Source organism: Sphingosinithalassobacter sp. LHW66-3 (assembly GCF_050703275.1).
Lineage (GTDB): Bacteria > Pseudomonadota > Alphaproteobacteria > Sphingomonadales > Sphingomonadaceae > Sphingomonas.
Map to the genome: position 1 here is coordinate 1,789,754 of NZ_CP193482.1, position 21,468 is coordinate 1,811,221.

The following is a 21,468-nucleotide window of genomic DNA, read 5'->3' on the forward strand; positions in this document are numbered from 1 at the left end:
GTTGCGGGAGCGACTGGCGCACCACGCCCCCGCGCGATAGAGCAACGCCATGGCGGTGGACGAACGCGCGAGCAAAGGACCCAGCAGGCGCACGATTCTGATCGGCGGCGGCCTGGGGCTCGGGCTGGTGGTCACCTGGGCAGTGTGGCCCCGCACCTATATGCCGAACCTGACGGCCGAGCCGGGCGAGACGATCTTCGGCGCCTGGCTGAAGATCGGGACCGACGGCCATGTCACCGTCGTCGTGCCGCAGACCGAGCTGGGGCAAGGCGTCTATACCGGACTCCCGCAGATCCTGGCCGACGAGCTTGGCGCCGACTGGAACAGCGTGGGCGTCGAAGCCGCGCCGCTCAATCCGCTCTATGCCAATCCGCTCGCTTCGGTGACGCTGTTCGAGACGAGCCTGGGCGCGCTGCCCGAGGGGCTCCAGCGGACGCATGCCACCCGCAACGCACTGGTGCTCACGGGCGCCTCATCCTCGGTTCGCACGTTCGAGGACCAGTTGCGCGTGGCGGGCGCCTCGGTGCGGGTCCTGCTGTGCAAGGCGGCGGCGCGGCGCTGGGGTGTCGACTGGCAGGCGTGCGGCACGGCCGACGGCTATGTCGTGCGCGGCAACGCACGGCTTCCCTTCGGCGCGCTGGCGGCAGAGGCCGCCGACGAAAGCCTGCCCGATCCGGTGCCGCTGCGCTCAGGCGAGGGGAGCCGCCTCTACGGGGCTGCGGTGCCGCGGCTCGACGTGCCGGCCAAGGTGGATGGCAGCGTCAACTATGCCGCCGACATCCGCCTCCCCGACATGGTCTTCGCCTCGGTGCGCCAGGCGCCGCCGGGCACCGGAGAATTGACCGGCCTTGACGAACGCGCGGCCAATCGCGTGCGCGGAATGCTGGCCGTGGTGCGTGCCGACCGCTGGGTCGCCGCGGTCGCGGACAACTGGTGGGCAGCCGATCGCGCGCTGGAAGCGATGCGCCCCCGCTTCGCCATCGAAGGCGAGGTTCTCAACAGCGATTCGATCGAGGAAGCGCTCACCGAGGCACTGGAAGGTGACGGCGTGCGCATCGCCAGCAAGGGCGACCTCGCCGCCACCTTCCGGGACGCGCGCGTGGTGACCGGGGAATATCGCGTCGGTCTCGCGGTTCATGCCGCAGTCGAGCCGATGACCGCCACCGCGGCGTTCCGCGACGGTCGGCTAACGCTGTGGGCGCCGGCGCAGGCGCCTGGGCTGACTCGCGCCGCTGCGGCCCGCGCGGCGGGATTGAGCGAAGAGCGAGTCACGCTTCACCCGGTCATGGCGGGCGGCTCGTTCGGCGCCAGGCTCGAGCATCAGGTGGCAACGCAAGTGGCCGTGATCGCCAAGCAGCTCGAACGGCCGGTGCAGCTGACCTGGTCGCGTGCCGAGGATCTGCGGCAGGACCGCTTTCGTCCCGCCGCAGCCGCGCGCATGGCCGGGCGAATCGAAAACGGCAGCGTCACCGGCTGGCTCGCCAAGATCGCCGCCCCCGCCACGAGCCGGGAACTGGCCGATCGGCTGCTCGGCAGCGACCCCTTCATCGCCGCGTCGCTCGCCATCCCCACCGGGCGCGATCCGAGCGCCGTCGCAGGCGCCGTTCCTCCCTATGCGATCCCCGCCTATGCCGTCGATCATCATCCGGCCGAGCTGCGCGTGCCGACCGGTCATTGGCGTTCGGCGGCGCACAGCTACACGGCGTTCTTCACCGAGTGTTTCCTCGACGAACTCGCCCATGTCGCCGGAGTCGAGGCGCACAGCTTTCGCATGGCGATGCTGCGCGAGCAGCCGCGGCTGGCACGATGCCTGACAACGGTTGCTCAGCTCGGCGGCTGGCGGGGCGGCGTGCAGGGGAGCGGCCAGGGCATCGCCTGCCACGCCTTTCGCGGCAGCTACATCGCCGTGCTGGCCGAGGCGCGGCTCGGCCGCGACCGCAAGGTGCGAGTCGACCGGCTGGTGGCGGCGGTCGACTGCGGGCGAATCGTCAATCCCGATCTGGTGCGCCAGCAGATCGAGGGCGGCCTGATCTTCGGCATGTCGGCGGCAGTCGGCGCAAGCACCGAAATCAGCGATAATCTGCCGACGCACCAGCGGATCGGACAACTCAACCTGCCGCGCCTCGCCGACACCCCGGAGATCATGGTCGAGCTGATCCGCAGCGGCTCGGATCCGGGCGGTGTCGGCGAAATCGCCGTGCCGCCGGTCGCCCCGGCGATCGCCAATGCCCTTCAGGCGTCGACCGGAGTACGCTTCCGCCGCCTGCCGCTTCTTTCGGAGCTCGAATGACCCCCCCCCAAGATCACCCGGCGATTCCGCCACGCCGCATCGGCGTGCTCCTCATCAATCTCGGCACGCCCGACGCGCCCGATGCGCCCGCGGTGCGCCGCTATCTGGGCGAGTTTCTGTCCGATCCCCGCGTGGTCGAGATCCCGCCGCTCGTGTGGCAACCGATCCTGCGCGGCATCATCCTGCGCACGCGGCCGAAGCAATCGGCGCATGCCTATTCGCAGGTGTGGCAGGAGGAAGGATCGCCGCTCGCCGCTGTGACGAAGGCACAGGCCGCAGCCTTGCAGGGTAGCTGGGGCCCGGACGTCACGGTCGACTGGGCGATGCGCTACGGCAATCCGGCGATCGGAGACCGGCTGCGCGCGATGAAGGAAGCAGGCTGCGAGCGCATCCTGCTGGCGCCGCTCTATCCCCAATATTGCGCCGCGACGACGGCGACCGCGAACGACAAGGCCTTCGCGGCGCTGGCCGGAATGCGCTGGCAACCGGCAGTGCGGACGCTGCCGCCCTATCATGACGATCCCGCCTATATCGGCGCGTTGAAGCACTCGGTACAAACGGCGCTCGCCGAACTGGACTTCACCCCGGACGCGCTCATCGCCAGCTTCCACGGCATGCCCGAGCGGACGCTGCACCTCGGCGATCCGTACCACTGCCACTGCCGCAAGACCGCGCGGCTGCTGGGCGAGGCGATGGGCCGCGAGCTTCGCGTCGCTTTCCAGTCGCGATTCGGCCGCGCAAAGTGGCTCGAGCCGGCGACCGATGCCACGCTGGCCGCGCTGCCCGGCGAAGGCGTCCGCAAGGTCGCAATCCTCGCCCCCGGCTTCTCCGCCGATTGCCTCGAGACGCTCGAGGAACTCGCCATCCGCGGCCGCGAAACCTTCCTCGAGGCGGGAGGAACCGATTTCGCCTATCTGCCCTGCCTCAATGCAAGCGACACCGGGATAGCGATGTTGCGGACGATCCTCTCGCGCGAGCTTGCAGGCTGGACGGACGCCGCCTAGCGTCTCGGCAACCAACAGGAGAGGAACGGCACATGGCACGCGTAGCGATCGTCACCGGCGGAACGCGCGGCATCGGCGAAGCGATCAGCCTGGCGCTCAAGGATCAGGGCGTCCGCGTCGTAGCCAACTATGCCGGTAATGACGAGAAGGCGCGCGCCTTTACCGAACGGAACGGCATCGCCGCGTTCAAATGGGACGTGGGCGATTTCGCTGCCTGCGCCGCGGGCGTGAAGCGCGTTGAGGAGGAACTCGGCCCGGTCGAGATCCTCGTCAACAATGCCGGCATCACGCGCGACGCCACGCTGCACAAGATGACCGCCGAGATGTGGGACGAAGTGATTCGCATCAATCTTGGCGGATGCTTCAACATGGCGCATGCCTGCTACCCCGGAATGCGCAGCCGGCGCTGGGGCCGCATCGTCAACATCGGCTCGATCAACGGGCAGGCGGGGCAATATGGCCAGGTGAATTATGCCGCCGCGAAATCGGGCATCCATGGCTTCACCAAGGCGCTGGCTCAGGAAGGCGCGCGATCGGGCGTCACCGTCAACGCCGTGGCGCCCGGCTATATCGATACCGATATGGTCGCCGCGGTTCCCCCCGAAGTGCTGGAAAAGATCGTCGCGAAGATTCCAGTCGGCCGGCTTGGCCAGGCGAGCGAGATTGCGCGCGGCGTGGCATTCCTCTGCTCGGAGGAAGCGGGCTTCGTGACCGGATCGACGCTGTCGATCAACGGCGGCCAGCACATGTACTGAGGCGGGCGTCGAAAGGGCGGGCGTCGAAAGGGCCGGCCCCGAAGGACCGGCCCCCACCCCTCGATACGCTACGCGAGGGAAGTTACGCGACAACTGTTGTCGGTGTAGTGAGGTTCCGTTGATTCCAAGCTGAACAGCGTGGTTATCGGACGTTCAGGAAGCTGAAGATTCCGCTGCGGGGCTGACGCTCGCGCGCTGCCGCCGCTATGGGGTCTTTGGTGCGTATCTTCCTGTCGATCCTTCTCCTGATCCTGCTTGTCCCGGGCTATTCCGGTGAAGCGCCGCTGCGGCGGCCCTCCGGCACTCCCAGCCTGAGAGCCACACCCGTCGCGCTGTTTCCGCTGGCGCCGCACGAGCGGCAACTGGGGCCACTCACCTATCTTGGCGGGCTGCGACTGGCGAGCGGCGATCCGGCTTTCGGCGGCTTCTCCGCGCTGGCGGTAAAGGGCGACCGGTTCACGCTGCTGAGCGACGGCGGCAATATTCTCCGCTTCCGACTCGGAACCGACTGGCAGCCGCGGGACGCCCGTTTCGAGTCGCTTCCCGAAGGGCCGGGAACCGGCTGGTCCAAGGAGGATCGCGACAGCGAATCGATGGCGGTCGATCCCGTGACCGGCCGGATCTGGATCGGGTTCGAGCGGGCCAACGCGATCTGGCGTTATGCGCCCGGCTTCGCACGCGCCGAACGCAGGGCGGAACCCCGCGCGATGGCTGACTGGTCGCTCAACCGGGGGCCCGAAGCGATGGCACGGCTCGCCGACGGCTCATTTCTCGTCTTTGCGGAGGACGTGGCGGAGAACGAAGACGAGGGCGACGCCTCGCTCCATCCGGCACTGTGGTTCCAGAGCGATCCGGCCGAGGTTCCGCGGCGCGGCTTCGCTTTCCGATTCCGCGCGCCCCCCGGCCATCGGCCTACGGCGGCCGCGGAAGCGCCGAGCGGCGACATTCTGGTGCTCACGCGGGCGGTTTCGATCGCTCGGGGATTCACTGCAAAGCTGGTCGTGGTGCCGCGCGCAGCGATTCGTTCGGGCGCGACGGTGACCGGGCGCACGCTCGCGACCTTCGCGCCGCCTGCCCTGCACGATAATTTCGAGGCACTCGCCGTCACGCGTGAAGGCGGCGCAACGATCCTGTGGATCGCGTCGGACGACAACGAGAGCCTGTTTCAGCAGACGCTGCTACTGAAGTTCCGGCTCGACGCGAACGCCGCGCCGGAACGCTGAGGCTTCAGGCCGCTGCGGACGTGCCGGCGACGGCCTTGCGCACGTCACGCTTCAGGCGGCGGGCGCGCAGCGAGAGATCGTCGTCACGGGTCTTGAGCAGCCAGTTGTCGAGGCCGCCGACATGCTCGACCGAACGCAGCCCGTGCGTCGAAACGCGCAGGCGGACGCTGCGGCCCAGCGCGTCGGACATCAGCGTGACGTTCTGCAGGTTGGGCAGAAAGGTGCGCTTGGTCTTGTTATTGGCGTGGGAAACATTGTGTCCCACCTGCCGGCCCTTGCCGGTGAGTTCGCAGATGCGCGACATCGCTAGAATTCCTGAGTTTCGGGGTTGCCCGGAAAGGCGGCGCCGATAGCCATTCTGGGACGCGGCGTCAACCAATTCCCCATTTACCACAGGGCGACGATGGTGGATAGCATCCACGCTGCGCAAGCAATCCAAAGGGGGGAGATTGAATGATGCGTGCCATTCTAGCCTTGATCGGAATAGCTGCTCTCGTACTCGTCGGTCTCATGGCGCTCGGAATGCTGCGCTTCGAACAGCAGGATGACGCCGCACTACCGAAGATCCGGTTCAGCATGGAGGAAGGGCGGATGCCCAGCTTCAAGGCGGAGACCGGCAAGATCTCGGTCGGCAGCACCAACACCACGGTCGAACTGCCGACGGTGGAAATGCGCAACACCACCATTTCGCTACCCACGCTCGAAGTCGAACAGGCTCCGAACGCCACTGCGGCGGCGAAGGAAGAATAGGACCACCCACCGATCGGTCCGGGCCACCGTTCGGCGCGCCCGTGCCGCCGGTGACGGCGCGGGCGCATTGGGCTAGGCGAGACCGCCATGTTTCCGATGCCTCCAGCAATGCGCGCGGCGCTCGAGGCCGCGCGCGGCGCGGGCGAGGCCGGCGAAGTGCCGGTCGGCGCCGTGATCGTCTGCGGCGGCGAGATCGTCGCCAGCGCCGGCAATGCGCCGCGCGGACTGCATGACCCCACCGCGCACGCCGAGATTCGCGCGATTCGCGAAGCAGCGGCGCGGCTGGGCCGCGAACGACTGGAGGATTGCGACCTGTGGGTTACACTCGAGCCCTGCGCGATGTGCGCGGGCGCGATCGCCCATGCGCGAATCGCGCGGCTCTATTTCGGCGCGAGCGATCCGAAGGGCGGCGCGGTGGAACATGGCCCGCGCTTCTTCACGCAGCCCACCTGCCACCACCGGCCGGAAGTCTATGGCGGCATCGGCGAGAGCGAGGCCGCCGCGCTGCTTCGGGAATTCTTTGCCGCGCGACGCGGCTGATGCCTCCCCGGCGCAGCCGGGGAGGCGCGAGCATCAGTTGGTGTAGCTTTCCTGCACCGGCACGATCTTGATCTCGACCCGGCGATTTTCCGCACGCCCCTCCTCGGTGTCGTTCGAAGCGATCGGCTGGGTTTCGCCGAAGCCGCGAGTAGCGATCCGCGCCGAGTTCACGCCATTGCTGGTGAGATAGTCGGCGACCGAGCGCGCACGCCGCTCCGACAGCGTCTGGTTATAGGCGTCGCTGCCGGTCGAATCGGTATGGCCGTACACATCGACATAGGTCTGCTCATATTGCGAGAGCACATCGGCAACCTGATCGAGCGTCGGGCGGAACTGCGGCTGCACGGTTGCGCTGTCATAGCCGAAGGTGATCCCCGACGGCATGTTGAGGATCAGCTCGTCGCCCTGGCGGATCACGTCGACGTCGGTCCCCGCGGTACGGCGGCGCAGCTCCTGCTCCTGGCGATCCATATAGTTGCCGACCGCGGCGCCGGCGATGCCGCCGATTCCCGCACCGATGATCTTCTCGGTCCGGTCGCGGCGCCCGCCCACGAGATCGCCGAGCAGATAGCCGCCCAGCGCGCCGCCGACGCCGCCGATCGCGGCCTTGGAAATCCGGCGCTCGCCGGTCACGGGGTCGGTGACGCAGGCGGCGGTCACGGTCATCGCGGCCAGTGCCGAGGCAGTGAGAAGCTGGGGTATCAAGCGCATTGCGGTCCTCCTTGCGGGCGATTCCTGTGGGGCGGAAACTGCTGCCCCGGGCGGCTTGTTCCGCAGCCGGATTGAACGGCGGATGAGCGAAAGCCCGTTGCACCCATTGTGAAAGGCAGGATTCTATGACTATGGAGGGGCGCTGGCCATGCACCCGCTTCCCCCCTTCCCCTGGATCGACGTCGCGATCATTCTCGCGCTGGTCGCGTTGAACGGCCTTTTCGCCATGTCCGAGCTGGCGATCGTCTCCGCCCGCAAGGCACGGCTGGACGCGATGGCGCGCGTCGGCCGGAGCGGGGCAGCGACTGCGCTGCGCCTCGCCGCCGATCCGGGCAAGTTCCTTTCCACCGTGCAGATCGGCATCACGCTGATCGGCATCGTGGCCGGCGCCTATTCGGGAGCGAGCCTGGGCGGCCCCGTCGCCGCGCGGCTCGAGCTGCTGGGGCTGAGCGCCGAAACGGCGCAGACCGCGAGCCTCGCCCTGGTGATCGGCCTCACCACCTATGCCTCGCTGGTGATCGGCGAACTGGTGCCCAAGCAGTTCGCGCTGCGCTCGCCCGAGCCGATCGCCGCGATGGTCGCCCTGCCGATGCTGTGGCTCAGCCGCATCACCGCGCCGATCGTGTGGCTGCTCGATTCGACCAGCGCGCTGCTTTTCCGCCTCGTCGGCCTCAGCCGCGAATCGGAAAACCGCGTCACTGCGGAGGAGCTGCACCTGATCGTCGCCGAAGCGACGCGCTCGGGCGTGATCGAGGAGCATGAGCGCACGATCATCTCGGGCGTCGTGCGGCTCGCCGACCGGCCGGTGCGCGAAGTGATGACGCCGCGCACCGAGGTCGACTGGCTCAACGCCGATCTCGACGAGGCCGCGATCCGCGCCGCGCTGCTCGAAACGCCGCACACGCGGCTGCCGGTGGCGGAAGGCTCGGTCGATTCGGTGATCGGCGTGGTACAGGCGCGCGATATCGTCTCGGCGATGGTCCGCGGCGAACCGCTCGACCTGCGGCGGCTGATGCGCGAGGCGCCGGTGCTGCCCGATCAGGTCGATGCGATGGACGCGCTGGGCGCGCTGCGCCGCGCCGATGTGCCGATGGGCTTCGTCCATGACGAATATGGCCATTTCGAAGGGATTGTGACTCCGGCCAATCTGCTCGCCGCGATCGCCGGCGATTTCGCATCCGACACCGATCCGGGCGATTCGCCGAACATCGTCGAGCGCGAGGATGGATCGCTGCTCGTCTCGGGCCAGATGGCGGCCGATTCGCTCGCCGACCGGCTCGGAATCGATCTGCCCGAGGATCGCGACTATGCGACCGTGGCCGGGCTGGCGCTGGCGGCGCTCAAGCACCTGCCGGTCGAAGGCGAAGTGTTTCGCGAGCACGGCTTCCGCTTCGAGATCGTCGACATGGACGGTCGCAAGATCGACAAGCTGCTGGTGAGCGAGGTCGACGAAGACTGAGCCCCCCCGCTCAGATCAGGCGCGAACCAGCAGTTCCGCCTCGCCCAGTTCGACCACAGGCACTTCCCAAGGATGCGCTTCGAGAATTGCCTCCAGAGCGCGCGCGAACGCCTCAACCGGAATCTCCGCGGCAACGTGCACCGTCAGCACCAGCGTGGGCGAGGCCGCCGGCACGCCGGGCTCACCGAGCACGGGAGCGGCGCCGTTGCCTGGCGTGAACAGCTCCCAGCCGGGCGCAAGCTCGATCACCGAGCGATAGATGCCGAAGTCGCCCAGCCCCGCATGCGCGCGGACGGCCGCGAGCATCTTCGCCAAGGTGGGATCACCGAGGTCCGTCGGCGATTCTCCCGCCGCGACTCGGCGCAGCACCTCCACACCAACCGGACAATAGATTCGCAGCACCCGCACCCGGCGAGTCCGCACACCCGCGCCGGTCACCGCGTCGGCACCGGTTCCTCGCCGGAATAATCGTAGAAGCCGCGCCCGGTCTTGCGGCCGTACCAGCCGGCTTCGACATATTTGATCAACAGCGGCGCGGGGCGGTATTTCGGATCGCCGGTGCCTTCGAACAGCACCTTGCAGATTTCCAGGCACGTATCGAGCCCGATGAAGTCGGCCAGCGTCAGCGGCCCCATCGGGTGGTTGAGCCCCAGCTTCACGGCGGTGTCGATGTCGGGGATCGTCGCCACGCCCTCGCCCAGCGCGAAGCAGGCTTCGTTGAGGAAGGGCATCAGCACGCGATTGACGATGAAGCCGGGCGCGTCGTTCGCGTGGACGATCTCCTTGCCCAGCGTCTTGCCGAACGCCTCGACCGCCGAAACCGTGGCGTCCGAGGTGGCAAGCCCGCGGATCAGCTCGATCAGTCCCATCAGCGGAACCGGGTTGAAGAAGTGGACGCCCATGAAGCGTGTCGGATCGGGCGCCGCCTGCGCCAGCCGGGTGATCGGGATCGACGATGTGTTGCTGGCGAGGATCGCGTCGTCGCGCAGCACCTTGCCGACCGCCTCGAAGATCTTGCGCTTGACCTCCTCGCGCTCGGTCGCTGCTTCGATCACCAGATCGCACGGCGCCATCGCCGACACGTCTCCCACCGGCTCGATGTTGGCGAGCGCCGAGTCGCGATCGGACTGGCTGATCTTTTCCTTCGCAACCGCACGGTCGAGCTGCTTGGCAATGCCCGCCTTGCCCTTTTCGGCGTGCGCGAGGTCGAGGTCAGAGAGCAATACGCGATAGCCGGCCTGTGCCGCCACCTGCGCGATTCCCGCACCCATCTGACCCGCACCGATTACGCCCACCGTCTTCATGTCGATCTCCCAGGAATTTTCCCGCCCCCTATCGGGATGGCGGGGGGCGACCGCAAGGCTTCAGGGTGCCCTGCGCACCGGCTGCGCTTCCGCCAGGATCAGCGCGAACCAGTCCTTGGGATCGGTCCATTCGGCGATCGGAGTCCAGCCGCCCGCGCGCAGCAGCAGCCGCGCGTCGCGCGGACCGTATTTGTGGCTGTTCTCGGTGTGGATCGTCTCGCCCGCCGCCATTGCGAACGCGCGGCCCGCAACTTCGAACGTTACGTCGCTCAGCGCCTCGATGTGCATCTCGATCCGACCGATGCGATCGTTCCACACTGCCTTATGACGAAAGGCATCGACCGGAATCGTGCCGTCCAGCTCGCGATTGATCCGTTCGAGCAGATTGAGATTGAACGCCGCCGTCACGCCCGCAGCATCGTCATACGCCGGGATCAGAATCGCGGGTTCCTTCGCCCGGTCGATCCCGATCAGCAGCATCGCTCCCTCGCCCAGCGATCCGCGCATCGCCCGAAGCAGGTCCACTGCGGCGGGCGCGGTCATGTTGCCGACGGTCGAGCCGGGAAAAAAGCCGAGCTTGGGCAGCGCCTTCACGGCATCGGGAAAGGCGATCGGCCGAAGAAAATCGGCCTCGACCGGATGCACCGGCAGACCCGGAAACGCATCGCCGAGCTGGGCCGCCGAATCGCGGAGGAACTCCCCCGAAATGTCGATCGGCACATAGGCCGAGGGATCGGCCGCGGCGAGCAGGATCGGCGTCTTCGCCGACGAGCCGGAGCCGAATTCAACCACCGCGCGGCCGGCGCCGGCGATCTTCGCCACTTCGGGGCAGGCGTCGCGCAGCAGCGCGGTTTCGGTGCGCGTGGGATAATATTCGGGCAGATCGGTGATGTCCTCGAACAGCTCCGATCCGCGCCGATCGTACAGCCAGCGCGCCTGCACTGCCTTGGGCTCCTGCGACAGCCCCTCGAGAACGTCGTGGCGAAAGGCGGAGTCCGCGGGCGCGACACGCACTTCCTCAGCCTCGGGCTTCAGCATCTCAGAGATCCTTTGCGAGCCGGACGCCGGTGAACTGCCAGCGCTGATAGGGATAGAAGAAATTGCGGTAACTCGCGCGGACATGACCGCGCGGCGTGGCGCAGCTGCCGCCCTTCAGGACGAACTGCCCGCTCATGAACTTGCCATTATATTCGCCCACGGCCCCCTCGGCCGCGTGGAAACCGGGATAAGGGCGATAGGCGCTGCCAGTCCATTCCCAGACGTCGCCGAAGAAGGCGGGACCGCCGGACGACGGCCGCGGTTCGATCGGACCAGCGCCGTCGAGCTGGTTGCCCCGCGCGGGATCGTGCGTCGCGGCGGCATGTTCCCACTCCGCTTCGGTGGGCAGCCGTGCTCCCGCCCAGCTGGCATAGGCATCGGCTTCATAGAAGCTCACGTGCGTCACCGGTGCCGCCGGGTCGATCGGGCGCCGGCCGTCCAATCCGAACCGCGTCCAGACCCCGTCCCGCCGCTCCCAGTACAGCGGTGCCTCGATCGCTTCCGCCTGAACCCAGGCCCAGCCGTCCGCGAGCCAGTGGCGCGGGTCGGCATAGCCGCCGTCGGCGATGAACGCGGCCCATTCGCCGTTGGTGACGGTGCGGTCGGCCAGCGCATGCGGGTGAAGCAGCTCGGCATGGCGCGGCCCTTCGCAATCGAACGCGAAGCCGCCGCTCTCCTCGTGGCCGATCTCCACTGTTCCGCTGGCGCCTTCGATCCACCGGACGGGGCCGGGCATCGGCACGGGAATCTTCGGCGCTCCCCGCCACACGGCGGGTTCGAGCGGATTGCACGAAAACAGGTGCAGCAGATCGGTGAGCAGCAGTTCCTGATGCTGCTCTTCATGGTGGCAGCCGAGCGTCACCAGCGCTCGCGCCGCCTCGGGCAGATCGGGCAGCGCCTCCGCGAGCGCCGCATCGACGGCGGCGCGCCAGCGCAGCACTGCGTCCAGCGTCGGCCGAGTGAGCATGCCGCGCCGCGGGCGCGCGTGGCGCGCGCCTTCGGCTTCGTAATAGCTGTTGAACAGATAGGCGAAGCGCGCGTCGTGCAGCGCATAGCCCCGAACGTGATCGCGCAGCACGAAGGTCTCGAAGAACCAGGTCGTGTGCGCCAGATGCCATTTGGCGGGCGAGGCATCGTCCATCGACTGGGCGGTGGCATCGGCATCGCTCAGCGACGCAACGAGCGCTTCCGACACCTGCCGGACTCGGCGATAGCGCGAAAGGAGCTCGTCAGGGGCTTTCTCGCTGGCCGGGTTCGCTCGCATCCGCCTTCTCCTCACTCGGGCCGCAGCGGCCCCGATCGCCTGCGCGATCTTTAACGCCCCGCCTCAGCGCGAAGCTCCCGGCTCCCACAGAATATCGCCGCCTTCCGCCGCGTTGGTGACGCGGGCGAAGACGAACAAATGGTCCGAAAGTCGGTTGAGATACGCGAGCGCTTGCGGATTGAGCGCAACCGCGCCCGCTGCGGCGACTGCCTCGCGCTCGGCACGACGCACCACCGCACGCGCGACGTGCAAGCACGCGGCGCCCATGCCGCCGCCCGGCAGCACGAAGCTGGTCAGCGGGTCGAGCCGTGCATTCATGCCATCGATTTCGGCTTCCAGCCGCGCGACCTGCGCCTGCGTGATGCGCAAAGCGGTGTCGGTGAGCGTGAAATCCTCACCCGGCGTCGCCAGGTCCGCGCCGAGATCGAACAGGTCATTCTGGATGCGCCGGAGCGGCACCGTTGCCTCGCTCGCTCCCAACGCGGCGATCGCCACTCCAATCGCGCTGTTGGCTTCGTCGACTGCGCCGATCGCCGCCATCCGCGCATCCGATTTCGGCAGACGCGAGCCATCCACCAGACCCGTGGTGCCGTCATCCCCGCTACGGGTGTAGATCCGGTTCAGCCGGACCAGCGGCTCAGCCTCGGCCGGCGAGCAGCAGCAGAAGCGCGACGATCACCACGGCCACGCCCTGAAAGAGCACGCGCGCCTGCATCATCTTGTTCGATCGCATGCTCGACGCGCTGGGACCGGTGCCGTTGAGATCCGCCTCCGTGGTACGAATGAAAGCAACGATGCCCCGCACGAGGGCAACGACAGTCGCGATCATCGCCGCGATCAGGAGCAGGACGAGGAAAAGGTTCATGCCCCCAATCTAGTCCTTCGCGCGCGCGATGCCAACCGGCAGAGAGCCCGAACGCAGTGTTTCCGCGAGCGCACGTCCGTCCTCTCCTGCCGCGCGCAGTGCCGCCAGCGCAGGCGCGCCGCTGCGCTTCGCAAGCCGCCGTCCCGCGGCGTCGGTGAGCAGCGCGTGGTGCCGGTATTCCGGTACGCGAAGCGCGAGCAGCGCCTGGAGCAGCCGATGGACGTGCGTCGCGTCGAACAGGTCGCGCCCGCGCACGATGTGGCTCACGCTCTGGGCCGCATCGTCGATCGTCACGGCAAGATGATAGGAAGCGGGCGCATCCTTGCGTGCGAGTACCACGTCGCCGAAAATGGCGGGAGCTGCGCGGACGGTTCCGGCGAACGCGTCGTGCCAGTCGAGTGCTCGCCCGGCCCGCCCGACTGCGGCCGCCATATCGAGCCGCCAGCAATGCACCTCGGTCGCGATGCGCGCGGCGCGTTCGTCCTCCCGCAAGGCGCGGCAGGTGCCGGGATAGACCGGCCCGTCGGGACCGTGCGGCGCCGAAACGCTCGCTGCGACTTCGCGCGCGATCTCCGCACGCGTGCAGAAACAGGGATAGAGCAGGCCCATTCCCTTCAGCCGGTCGAGCGCAGCCTGATAGAGCGGCAGCCGCTGCGACTGGAATACGGGGTCGCCGTCCCAGTCGAGCCCCAGCCAGCGCAGGTCGGAGAGGATCGTGTCGACATGTTCGGGGCGGCTGCGGGTGCCGTCGATATCCTCGATCCGCAGCAGGAAACGGCCGCCGTTCGCGCGGGCGAAATCATGCGCGAGTACCGCCGAATAGGCGTGGCCGAGGTGCAGCTGGCCGGTGGGGCTCGGGGCGAAGCGCGTGGTGATCAACATCAAAGTGGCCCTTGACCGCGAGTCGCACGCTGTGCTGTCATCATGGCGTCATCCTGATTGCCGAAAGGCATGCCGGAAACGAGAGCGAGGGGAGCGCATGTATCATCCCGATCTGATCCGGCATCCGGACAGTTGTCCCGCACTCGTCCTCAATGCCGATTACACGCCGCTCAGCTATTATCCGCTCAGCGTGTGGCCCTGGCAGACGGCGATCAAGGCAGTGTTCCTCGAACGGGTCGACATCGTCAGCTACTATGAACGCGAGGTCCGAAGTCCCAGCGCGAGGCTGAAGCTCCCTTCGGTCATCGCGCTCCGACAATATGTTCGCCCCTCCCAATTCCCTGCCTTCACGCGCTTCAATCTCTTTCTCAGAGACAAGTTCAGCTGCCAATATTGCGGCTCCCAGCGCGACCTCACTTTCGATCACGTCATTCCCCGCGCCCAGGGCGGCCGCACCACCTGGGAAAACGTCGCCACGGCCTGCGCGCCCTGCAACCTGCGCAAGGGCGGGCGCACGCCGAAACAGGCCGCGATGCCGCTCCATATCGAGCCGATCCGTCCGACCAGCTGGCAGCTCCAGGAGCACGGCCGCCGCTTTCCGCCGAATTTTCTGCATGAAACCTGGCGCGACTGGCTCTATTGGGACGTCGAGCTGGAGGCCTGACAACCCGATCTCCACCTTGCCACGCAATGGTCGAAACGGCTGCTTGAACGGCCTGTTCTATATCGCTAATACAGCGGATCGAGCGAGCAAGAGTGAGCGACTCCGATCCTTTCGACTGGACCCGCGTCCGGCATGACGGCAGCGGCGATCCGCTGGAGCTGACCGGCGGGCTGCCGCCCGGCCGCTCGGCAAAGGTACCGCTGCGCCCCGCGCCTCCCGGTCCGCCCTCTCCGCCGGGGCCGTCCGTCGCTGCGGGGCCGTTCGAGCCCGCGCCCGGCAGCTACACGACCAACCTGCCGGTGGTCTATCGGCCAAGCCCGTGGCGCTGGGTGGTGCGCGGCGTTGCGGCGCTCATCGTGCTGATGATCGTCGCGATCGGCTGGCTGACGCTCACCGCCCCGCTTTCCAAATCGCTCCAGCCGCCCGCGCCGCCCTCGATCACGCTGCTTTCGTCGGACGGAACGCCGATCGCGCGGCGCGGCGCCAATATCGGCGCGCCGGTGGACGCCGCCGAACTGCCCGAGCATGTCCGCAACGCCTTCATCGCGATCGAGGACCGCCGCTTCTACGGCCATTGGGGAATCGATCCGCGCGGCATCGCGCGGGCGATGCTCGCGAACCTTTCGGAAGGTGGCGTCCGCCAAGGCGGCAGCACCATCACCCAGCAGCTCGCCAAGAACGCGTTCCTCGACCTAGACCGCACGATGGGGCGCAAGTTTCAGGAGATGCTCATCGCCTTCTGGCTCGAAGCCTGGCTCAGCAAGAACGACATTCTCTCGCGCTATCTGTCGAACGTCTATTTCGGCGACAATGCCTATGGCCTCACCGCCGCCGCGCGCCACTATTTCAGCAAGACGCCCAAGGAACTGAGCGTCGGCGAGGCCGCGATGCTCGCGGGGCTGGTACAGGCGCCGTCGCGGCTGGCGCCGACCGGCAATCTCAGCGGCGCGCGCGAGCGGCAGCAGCTGGTGGTCGGCGCGATGGTCGATGCCGGACTGCTCGACCCCCAGGAGGCCGAGGAGGTCCGCCCCGCCCGGCTCGACACCCATCGCGTCCGTGCGCTTCCCAGCGGCACTTATTTCGCCGACTGGGTGCTGCCGCAGGCGCGCGACCGCGCCGGCGAAATCGCCAGCGAACAGACGGTGCAGACTACGCTCGACGCGCGGCTCCAGCGCGCCGCCGATCGCGCGGTGGCAAACGCCGGGCTGCGCAAGGCGCAGGCGGCGCTGGTGGCGATGCGCCCCGACGGCACCGTAGTGGCGATGGTCGGCGGCAGGAACTATCGCGAAAGCCCGTTCAATCGAGCGACGCAGGCGCGGCGACAGCCGGGCTCGACCTTCAAGCTGTTCGTCTATCTCGCGGCGCTGCGCAGCGGAATGACTCCGAACACGCTGGTTCGGGACGAGCCGGTGACGCTCGGCGACTGGTCGCCGGAGAACAGCGACGGCCGGTATTTCGGGCAGATTCCGCTGTGGCAGGCGTTCGCCCGATCGAGCAACGTCGCCGCGGCCCGGCTGATTCGTCAGGTGGGCCCGCAGGCAGTGATCCGTGCCGCGCGCGATCTGGGGATCACTACGCGGATCCCCGCCGACGCGTCGATCGCGCTCGGCACGTCGAACGTCTCGCTGATCGAACTGACCGCCGCCTATGCAGCGATCGCGGCAGGCGAAGCACCGGTGCGGGTGCGCGGTCTGCCCGAGGATCAGGACCGCACGCGGTGGCTCTCCGGCTCCGGCGCATCGCCGCTCTCGCGACGTGAGCTGGAGGGGATGCGAACCTTGCTCGCCGCTTCGATCCGCGAAGGCACCAGCCGCCCGGCCGGACTGTCGATCGACGCGTTCGGCAAGACCGGAACGACGCAGGACAATCGCGACGCCTGGTTCGTCGGCTATGCCGGCGATCTGGTCGTCGGCGTGTGGGTAGGCAACGACGACAACACGCCGAACGCGGGCCTTTCCAGCGCGATTCCGGCGCGCATCTGGCGCGATTTCATGACCACGGCGCTCGGCGTCTCCGCACGACGAGCCGCTCCCCCGCCGCAGGTCGAGGAAGCCGCTGTCGAAGAGACGGAGCCGGGCTTCTCGATCGAATTCGACGAGGCTCCGTTCGGATTGGAAGGCGAGTTCCGCGGGCGCGGCTTCAGCCTGGAAGTCGGCCCGGATGGCGGCATCACCGTCGCCGAGCCCGGCGCACCCGTGGAAGACCGGAAGGAGAGCCCCGACCGGCTCGAGATCCTCCCGCCCGAACGCCGCGGAATCGCGCCACCGCCGCAGCGCCAGCCGCTCCCCCGAGGCGACGGCGAACCGCTCTACCAGCCAGAGTAGAAAAGCCGTTGTTGACGCAGGCGCGGACACTGCCGCAAGGCGCCGCCATGCGCTTCTTCTCGGACAACGCCGCCCCCGTCTCGCCCGCCGTGTTCGACGCGCTCGCCGCGGCGAACACGCTCGACACCGCCTATGACGGCGATCGCTGGAGCAAGGCGCTCGACGGCCGCTTCTCCGAGCTGTTCGAGCGCGAGGTTCGCGTCCTGTGGGTGCCGAGCGGGACCGCGGCGAACTGCCTCGCGCTCGCCGCGCTCTGCCCGCCGCATGGCGCGGTCGTGTGTAACCGCGAGGCACACATCAACACCGACGAATGCGGCGCACCCGGTTTCTACACCCATGGCGCCAAGCTGCTGCTCGGCGAAGGGCCCGCGGCGAAGCTGACCCCCGAAGCGATCGAGGCGGTGCTTGCCGGCATCCGCGACGACGTGCACCAGGTGCAGGCGCATGCGATCTCGATCACCAACGCCACCGAATATGGCCGAGTCTACACGCCCAGCGAAGTCGCGGCCATCGGGGTGCTGGCAAAGGAACGCGGGCTCGGCTTCCACATGGACGGCGCCCGTTTTGCCAATGCAGCCGCGCACCTCGGCTGCACCCCGGCCGAGCTGAGCTGGCGCGGCGGAGTCGATGCGCTCAGCTTCGGCTTCGTCAAGAACGGGGGGATGAGCGCCGAGGCGCTGGTGTTCTTCGACACACATCTTGCCGATGCGACTCTCTATCGCCGCAAGCGTGCCGGTCTGCTGCTGTCGAAGGGGCGTTATCTCGCGGCGCAGCTGCTGGCGATGCTCGACGGTGATCTGTGGCTGGCGAATGCGCGCGCCGCCAACGCCGCGGCCGCGCTGCTGGCGCGGGCAGCCGGCGAACGCCTCGTCCACCCGGTCGAGGCCAACGAAGTGTTCCTCAAGGTGAGTGCGGAAGAGGCCGCGCGACTGCGCGGGCTCGGCTTCGATTTCTACGACTGGGGACCGGGCGAAGCGCGGCTGGTGACCAGTTGGGATCATTCCGAAGCGGCGATCCGCCCGCTCGCCGACGCGATCGCCGCGCTGTGAGCAAGGAGGACATGGTCGAGCCACCGCGCTCGACTCGGCTGGCGATCCTCATTCCCTTCTTCGTCGTGACGCTGATCTGGGGATCGACCTGGATCGTGATCCGCGATCAGATCGGACAGGTGCCGCCCAGCTGGTCGGTCACCTATCGCTTCGCGGTGGCGGGGCTGGTGATGCTCGGCTGGGCGCTCGCCAAGCGCCAGCCGCTCCGGCTCGACGCGCGCGGCTGGCGCTTCGCGGCGCTGCTCGGGCTGATGCAGTTCGTCCTCAATTTCAACTTCGTCTATCGCGCCGAATTCTACGTCACGTCCGGGCTGGTCGCAGTGGTGTTCGCGCTGCTGCTGGTGCCCAACGCGATCCTTGGCCGCATCTTCCTGGGCCAGCAGCTCGGCCGGCAGCTGCTCGTCGGATCGGCGATCGCCATGGCGGGAGTCGCGCTGCTCTTCATCCATGAGGCGCGGCAGGACCCGAGTGCTACAGGCAATGTGCTCACCGGAGTCGCGATCACCTTCGCGGGCGTGCTCTCCGCCTCGGTGGCCAATGTGATGCAGGCGACCAAGACCTCGCGCGCCTATCCGATGGTGCCGATGCTGGGAACGGCGATGCTGCTGGGCGCGGGCATGAACGCGCTCTGGGCATTCGTCACCGCCGGTTCGCCGACGGTGGAGTGGAGGCTCGGCTATTTCGCCGGCATCGCCTATCTCGGCATCTTCGCCTCGGCGCTGGCCTTCACGCTCTATTTCGGAGTGATCCGCGTGATCGGACCGGCCAAGGCCGCCTATTCGAGCGTGCTGGTGCCGGTGATCGCGATGCTGCTCTCGACTCTGTTCGAAGGCTATCGCTGGTCCGCGCTCGCGGCGGCCGGCGCGCTGCTGGCGCTGGCCGGGCTGGTGGTGGCGCTCAGGGCGCGCAGGCCGAACCGATAGTCGGGATAGCGCAGGGTCAAGCCAAGCAACCGCTTCGCCTTGCCGTTCGCGACGCGGCGGTTCTCCGAATAAAAGGCGCGTGCGGCGGGTGAGAGATCGGCCTGCGCCAGAGGCACCAGCGGCGGCACCGGCAGGCCGAGCAGCCGACAGGCACAGGCGATCACGTCCGATTGCGGCGCGGGCAGATCGTCGGCGAGGTTGTACGCACCCGCCGGCCCCTGCAGTCCGCGCACCAGCCCCTCGACGATGTCATCGACATGGATGCGGCTGAAGACCTGTCCGCCGGCGTCGACCCGCTGCGCCCGCCCCTCGCGCACGCGATCCAGCGGCGATCGGCCGGGTCCGTAAATGCCCGGCAGGCGAAACACATGCGCATTGGGCAGCGCCAGCCACGCCGCATCGGCCGCGGCGCGGGCCGTGCGCCGGCCAGTGCCGGTCGGCGCGCTTTCATCGACCCAGCCGCCGCCGCTGTCGCCATAGACGCCGGTGGAGGAAAGATAGCCGAGCCACACGCCCGAGCGCATCAGGGCATCGCCATGCGCGGCGAGCACCGGATCCGCTTCCCCTTCCGGCGGAACCGACGAAAGGATGTGCGTCGCCTCGCGGATTTCGAACCGCACGCGTTCGGTATCGGCAAAGGCGATACTGCCCTCGCGCCCGTCCCGCGTGGTGCCGGCGACGCGCCATCCATGGTCGCGCAGGCGCGCCGCCAGCCGCGAGGCGGTATAGCCAAGGCCGAGGATCAGCAGCCGCAACTGCGGCTCACTGCGCTCCGTAGCCGTTGAAGCGCACGCCATATTCGTTGCCCGGGTTCCAGGCGGGGCGCGCGTCCGCATCGGCCACGTTGCGGACGACGGTGTAGGTCAGGTCCGCGAATTTGGCTGCCGACTGCCAGTTGATGAGGCCGATCTCGTCCGAGGGCTCGTGATAGTGATTGTCGAGGAAAGTGCGGATCGCCGCCGCTCCCTCGCCGCCCGGGCCGCTGTCGATCGAGATCGCCGGGATGCCCGCCTGCACGAAGCTGTAGTGATCCGAGCGGACGAAGAAATTCTCTTCGGGCAGCGGATCGGGAACGACCGTCAGGCCGACCTGCTCCGCGGCCTCGACGGTCGCCGGGCCGAGAGTCGAGTGCTCCTGCCCCAGCACGACCACATCGACGAGCGGATAGCTGATGATCGGCATGTCGAAATTGATGTCGCCTACCACCGAGCCGACCGGCACCGTGGGATTCGCCGCGAAATAGCTCGATCCGAGCAGGCCCTTCTCCTCGGCGGTTAGCGAGATGAAGAGGATGCTCCGCCGGGGCGCATTGCCCGAGCGCTGGAACTGGCGGGCGACCTCGATCAGCGTGGCGTTGCCGATCGCATTGTCCATAGCGCCGTTGTAGATCGTGTCGCCCTCGGCGTCGGGCTCGCCGACACCGACGTGATCGAGATGCGCCGACAGCACGAGATACTGGTCGCGCAGCACGGGATCCGATCCGGGCAACAGGCCGATCACATTGGGGCTTTCCACTCGGGTGACGTCGGTCGCCACGGTCGCGTCGAGCGAAACGCCGAGCGGCCCCGTCGGCATCGGCTCACCCGTGGTTTCGGCGGCGCGCACCGATGCCCAGTCGATCGTCGAGCCGGCGAACAGCTTCTCGGCGCCTTCCCGGCTCAGCAGCCCCAGCGGCCGGTTGTCGGCGCCGCCGCTGACCTTCGGCTGACCCTCGCCATCCAGCGTCGTCATGCGCGGGCGGCCGAGGTAATTGGCGATCATCGCCCAGGGGACCTGCGCGCGCTGCTGCTGCGATTCGATCAGGATCACGCCGGCGGCGCCCGCCGCACGCGCCATCCGCACCTTCTCGCTCACTGCGCCCAGCCGCTCCGCCGCCGCTTCGTCGAGACCCTGCGGAACGCCGACCAGAACGGCCGCGATCTTCCCGGCGATATCGAGTCCGGAATAATCGTTGCGACCCAGTGCTTCGTCACTGATCCCGAATCCGGCGAACACCACGTCGCCCGATGCCTGCTGTTCGGGCTTGAGCGGATTGGCATCGACGACGAAGTCGCTGCCGAGCGCCAGCGCCGTCGGGGTCCCGTCGCGCAGGAGACGCATGCTGCTCGCCTCGCCCGGCTGGAAGCTGACGAGCGGCACCTGCTGATACCAGCTGCCGTCAGTGCCGCCGGGCTGAAGCCCCGCCGCGATCATCTGCGACACCATATATTCGGCGGCGACGAGATGGTCAGCGGTGCCCGCCTCGCGACCGCGCAGCGCGTCCGACGCGAGGAACGAGACATGCGCCTTCATCGCCGCCTGCTCCTGCGGCAGCGTCTGCGCGGTTGCGGCGAGGGGCGCGAGCAGCATCGAAGCCGCTAGAAGGAGGGAACGGCGCATGCGGGTCCTTTCATGTCTGGCGGCGCCGGGCCGTGGGAACGGCT

Annotated in this window: 22 protein-coding genes; 11 read left to right on the plus strand and 11 right to left on the minus strand. The window is 68.1% G+C overall.

The window, feature by feature from the left end:
* Positions 1-49: 49 nt before the first annotated feature.
* The 4 genes from ACQ450_RS08735 to ACQ450_RS08750 all read left to right on the plus strand — a co-directional run bounded on the left by ACQ450_RS08735 (position 50) and on the right by ACQ450_RS08750 (position 5,272).
* On the plus strand, positions 50-2,290 hold the full coding sequence (locus ACQ450_RS08735) for a molybdopterin cofactor-binding domain-containing protein (protein WP_431468976.1): 2,241 nt from the start codon (positions 50-52) through the stop codon (positions 2,288-2,290).
* Positions 2,287-3,294: a ferrochelatase gene (gene hemH, locus ACQ450_RS08740; RefSeq protein WP_431468977.1), complete on the plus strand. Its 1,008-nt coding sequence runs from the start codon at positions 2,287-2,289 to the stop codon at positions 3,292-3,294. The genes ACQ450_RS08735 and hemH overlap by 4 nt, the downstream gene beginning before the upstream one ends.
* A 32-nt stretch (positions 3,295-3,326) precedes the next feature.
* Positions 3,327-4,049 carry an acetoacetyl-CoA reductase gene (gene phbB, locus ACQ450_RS08745; RefSeq protein WP_431468978.1) on the plus strand — a complete coding sequence of 241 codons (723 nt, stop codon included), beginning with the start codon at positions 3,327-3,329 and terminating at the stop codon, positions 4,047-4,049.
* Positions 4,050-4,267: 218 nt separating this feature from the next.
* Positions 4,268-5,272 (plus strand): esterase-like activity of phytase family protein, encoded by a 1,005-nt coding sequence (locus ACQ450_RS08750; RefSeq protein ID WP_431468979.1) that lies wholly within the window; start codon positions 4,268-4,270, stop codon positions 5,270-5,272.
* A gap of 4 nt (positions 5,273-5,276) precedes the next feature.
* On the opposite strand, the gene rpmB is transcribed toward ACQ450_RS08750, so the two are convergent.
* Positions 5,277-5,576: a 50S ribosomal protein L28 gene (gene rpmB / locus ACQ450_RS08755; protein WP_188056242.1), complete on the minus strand. Its 300-nt coding sequence runs from the start codon at positions 5,574-5,576 to the stop codon at positions 5,277-5,279.
* Between the two features lie 149 nt (positions 5,577-5,725).
* Between rpmB and ACQ450_RS08760 the strand changes: the two genes are divergently transcribed.
* Positions 5,726-6,022, plus strand: coding sequence for a hypothetical protein (locus tag ACQ450_RS08760; RefSeq protein ID WP_431468980.1), 297 nt, complete (start codon positions 5,726-5,728; stop codon positions 6,020-6,022).
* A gap of 108 nt (positions 6,023-6,130) precedes the next feature.
* Positions 6,131-6,562: a nucleoside deaminase gene (locus tag ACQ450_RS08765; RefSeq protein WP_431471193.1), complete on the plus strand. Its 432-nt coding sequence runs from the start codon at positions 6,131-6,133 to the stop codon at positions 6,560-6,562.
* A 33-nt stretch (positions 6,563-6,595) separates the two neighbouring features.
* Here ACQ450_RS08765 and ACQ450_RS08770 read toward each other — a convergent pair whose 3' ends face one another.
* Positions 6,596-7,273, minus strand: a complete 678-nt coding sequence (locus tag ACQ450_RS08770) for an OmpA family protein (protein WP_188056245.1) — start codon at positions 7,271-7,273, stop codon at positions 6,596-6,598.
* Positions 7,274-7,421: 148 nt separating this feature from the next.
* Here ACQ450_RS08770 and ACQ450_RS08775 point away from each other — a divergent pair, with 148 nt between their 5' ends.
* The gene (locus tag ACQ450_RS08775) at positions 7,422-8,732 is read left to right on the plus strand and encodes a hemolysin family protein (protein ID WP_188056246.1); all 1,311 of its coding nucleotides are present in this window, start codon (positions 7,422-7,424) and stop codon (positions 8,730-8,732) included.
* A gap of 15 nt (positions 8,733-8,747) precedes the next feature.
* Here ACQ450_RS08775 and ACQ450_RS08780 read toward each other — a convergent pair whose 3' ends face one another.
* From ACQ450_RS08780 to gluQRS, 7 genes are all read right to left on the minus strand, one after another.
* On the minus strand, positions 8,748-9,170 hold the full coding sequence (locus ACQ450_RS08780; RefSeq protein WP_431468981.1) for a hypothetical protein: 423 nt from the start codon (positions 9,168-9,170) through the stop codon (positions 8,748-8,750).
* Positions 9,167-10,036 (minus strand): 3-hydroxybutyryl-CoA dehydrogenase, encoded by an 870-nt coding sequence (locus ACQ450_RS08785; RefSeq protein WP_431468982.1) that lies wholly within the window; start codon positions 10,034-10,036, stop codon positions 9,167-9,169. The genes ACQ450_RS08780 and ACQ450_RS08785 overlap by 4 nt, the downstream gene beginning before the upstream one ends.
* Positions 10,037-10,096: 60 nt before the next feature.
* Entirely contained in the window at positions 10,097-11,074 is a 978-nt protein-coding gene (gene egtD, locus ACQ450_RS08790; RefSeq protein WP_431468983.1) for an L-histidine N(alpha)-methyltransferase, read from the minus strand.
* 1 nt (position 11,075) lies between these two features.
* Positions 11,076-12,338, minus strand: a complete 1,263-nt coding sequence (gene egtB / locus ACQ450_RS08795) for an ergothioneine biosynthesis protein EgtB (protein ID WP_431468984.1) — start codon at positions 12,336-12,338, stop codon at positions 11,076-11,078.
* A gap of 63 nt (positions 12,339-12,401) precedes the next feature.
* Positions 12,402-12,971 carry a cob(I)yrinic acid a,c-diamide adenosyltransferase gene (locus ACQ450_RS08800; protein WP_431471194.1) on the minus strand — a complete coding sequence of 190 codons (570 nt, stop codon included), beginning with the start codon at positions 12,969-12,971 and terminating at the stop codon, positions 12,402-12,404.
* 4 nt (positions 12,972-12,975) lie between these two features.
* Complete coding sequence (locus ACQ450_RS08805) at positions 12,976-13,203, minus strand: twin transmembrane helix small protein (RefSeq protein ID WP_188056251.1); 228 nt, start codon at positions 13,201-13,203, stop codon at positions 12,976-12,978.
* A 9-nt stretch (positions 13,204-13,212) separates the two neighbouring features.
* On the minus strand, positions 13,213-14,085 hold the full coding sequence (gluQRS, locus tag ACQ450_RS08810; RefSeq protein ID WP_431468985.1) for a tRNA glutamyl-Q(34) synthetase GluQRS: 873 nt from the start codon (positions 14,083-14,085) through the stop codon (positions 13,213-13,215).
* A gap of 97 nt (positions 14,086-14,182) precedes the next feature.
* Between gluQRS and ACQ450_RS08815 the strand changes: the two genes are divergently transcribed.
* From ACQ450_RS08815 to ACQ450_RS08830, 4 genes are all read left to right on the plus strand, one after another.
* Positions 14,183-14,749 carry an HNH endonuclease gene (locus tag ACQ450_RS08815; protein ID WP_188056253.1) on the plus strand — a complete coding sequence of 189 codons (567 nt, stop codon included), beginning with the start codon at positions 14,183-14,185 and terminating at the stop codon, positions 14,747-14,749.
* Between the two features lie 92 nt (positions 14,750-14,841).
* Positions 14,842-17,073 (plus strand): transglycosylase domain-containing protein, encoded by a 2,232-nt coding sequence (locus ACQ450_RS08820; protein ID WP_431468986.1) that lies wholly within the window; start codon positions 14,842-14,844, stop codon positions 17,071-17,073.
* Between the two features lie 47 nt (positions 17,074-17,120).
* Positions 17,121-18,122 (plus strand): threonine aldolase family protein, encoded by a 1,002-nt coding sequence (locus ACQ450_RS08825; protein WP_431468987.1) that lies wholly within the window; start codon positions 17,121-17,123, stop codon positions 18,120-18,122.
* A gap of 11 nt (positions 18,123-18,133) precedes the next feature.
* Complete coding sequence (locus tag ACQ450_RS08830; protein WP_431471195.1) at positions 18,134-19,045, plus strand: DMT family transporter; 912 nt, start codon at positions 18,134-18,136, stop codon at positions 19,043-19,045.
* On the opposite strand, the gene ACQ450_RS08835 is transcribed toward ACQ450_RS08830, so the two are convergent.
* Entirely contained in the window at positions 18,955-19,842 is an 888-nt protein-coding gene (locus tag ACQ450_RS08835; protein ID WP_431468988.1) for an NAD(P)-dependent oxidoreductase, read from the minus strand. The two genes, ACQ450_RS08830 and ACQ450_RS08835, sit on opposite strands and share 91 nt — an antisense overlap.
* A complete protein-coding gene (locus ACQ450_RS08840; protein WP_431468989.1) occupies positions 19,808-21,424 on the minus strand; it encodes a M28 family peptidase in 1,617 nt (538 codons plus the stop codon). The genes ACQ450_RS08835 and ACQ450_RS08840 overlap by 35 nt, the downstream gene beginning before the upstream one ends.
* Between the last annotated feature and the right edge of the window lie 44 nt (positions 21,425-21,468).

What these genes read in the sequence shown, in the direction of transcription:
- ACQ450_RS08760 (WP_431468980.1), top strand. Translation starts at nt 5,726, where the DNA reads ATGATGCGTGCCATTCTAGCCTTGATCGGAATAGCTGCTCTCGTACTC.
- phbB (WP_431468978.1), top strand. Translation starts at nt 3,327, where the DNA reads ATGGCACGCGTAGCGATCGTCACCGGCGGAACGCGCGGCATCGGCGAA.
- ACQ450_RS08840 (WP_431468989.1), bottom strand. Translation starts at nt 21,424, where the DNA reads ATGCGCCGTTCCCTCCTTCTAGCGGCTTCGATGCTGCTCGCGCCCCTC.
- egtB (WP_431468984.1), bottom strand. Translation starts at nt 12,338, where the DNA reads ATGCGAGCGAACCCGGCCAGCGAGAAAGCCCCTGACGAGCTCCTTTCG.
- ACQ450_RS08770 (WP_188056245.1), bottom strand. Translation starts at nt 7,273, where the DNA reads ATGCGCTTGATACCCCAGCTTCTCACTGCCTCGGCACTGGCCGCGATG.
- ACQ450_RS08830 (WP_431471195.1), top strand. Translation starts at nt 18,134, where the DNA reads ATGGTCGAGCCACCGCGCTCGACTCGGCTGGCGATCCTCATTCCCTTC.
- ACQ450_RS08785 (WP_431468982.1), bottom strand. Translation starts at nt 10,036, where the DNA reads ATGAAGACGGTGGGCGTAATCGGTGCGGGTCAGATGGGTGCGGGAATC.
- gluQRS (WP_431468985.1), bottom strand. Translation starts at nt 14,085, where the DNA reads ATGTTGATCACCACGCGCTTCGCCCCGAGCCCCACCGGCCAGCTGCAC.
- egtD (WP_431468983.1), bottom strand. Translation starts at nt 11,074, where the DNA reads ATGCTGAAGCCCGAGGCTGAGGAAGTGCGTGTCGCGCCCGCGGACTCC.
- ACQ450_RS08835 (WP_431468988.1), bottom strand. Translation starts at nt 19,842, where the DNA reads ATGGCGTGCGCTTCAACGGCTACGGAGCGCAGTGAGCCGCAGTTGCGG.
- ACQ450_RS08815 (WP_188056253.1), top strand. Translation starts at nt 14,183, where the DNA reads ATGTATCATCCCGATCTGATCCGGCATCCGGACAGTTGTCCCGCACTC.
- ACQ450_RS08765 (WP_431471193.1), top strand. Translation starts at nt 6,131, where the DNA reads ATGCGCGCGGCGCTCGAGGCCGCGCGCGGCGCGGGCGAGGCCGGCGAA.
- rpmB (WP_188056242.1), bottom strand. Translation starts at nt 5,576, where the DNA reads ATGTCGCGCATCTGCGAACTCACCGGCAAGGGCCGGCAGGTGGGACAC.
- ACQ450_RS08735 (WP_431468976.1), top strand. Translation starts at nt 50, where the DNA reads ATGGCGGTGGACGAACGCGCGAGCAAAGGACCCAGCAGGCGCACGATT.
- ACQ450_RS08805 (WP_188056251.1), bottom strand. Translation starts at nt 13,203, where the DNA reads ATGAACCTTTTCCTCGTCCTGCTCCTGATCGCGGCGATGATCGCGACT.
- ACQ450_RS08825 (WP_431468987.1), top strand. Translation starts at nt 17,121, where the DNA reads ATGCGCTTCTTCTCGGACAACGCCGCCCCCGTCTCGCCCGCCGTGTTC.
- hemH (WP_431468977.1), top strand. Translation starts at nt 2,287, where the DNA reads ATGACCCCCCCCCAAGATCACCCGGCGATTCCGCCACGCCGCATCGGC.
- ACQ450_RS08775 (WP_188056246.1), top strand. Translation starts at nt 7,422, where the DNA reads ATGCACCCGCTTCCCCCCTTCCCCTGGATCGACGTCGCGATCATTCTC.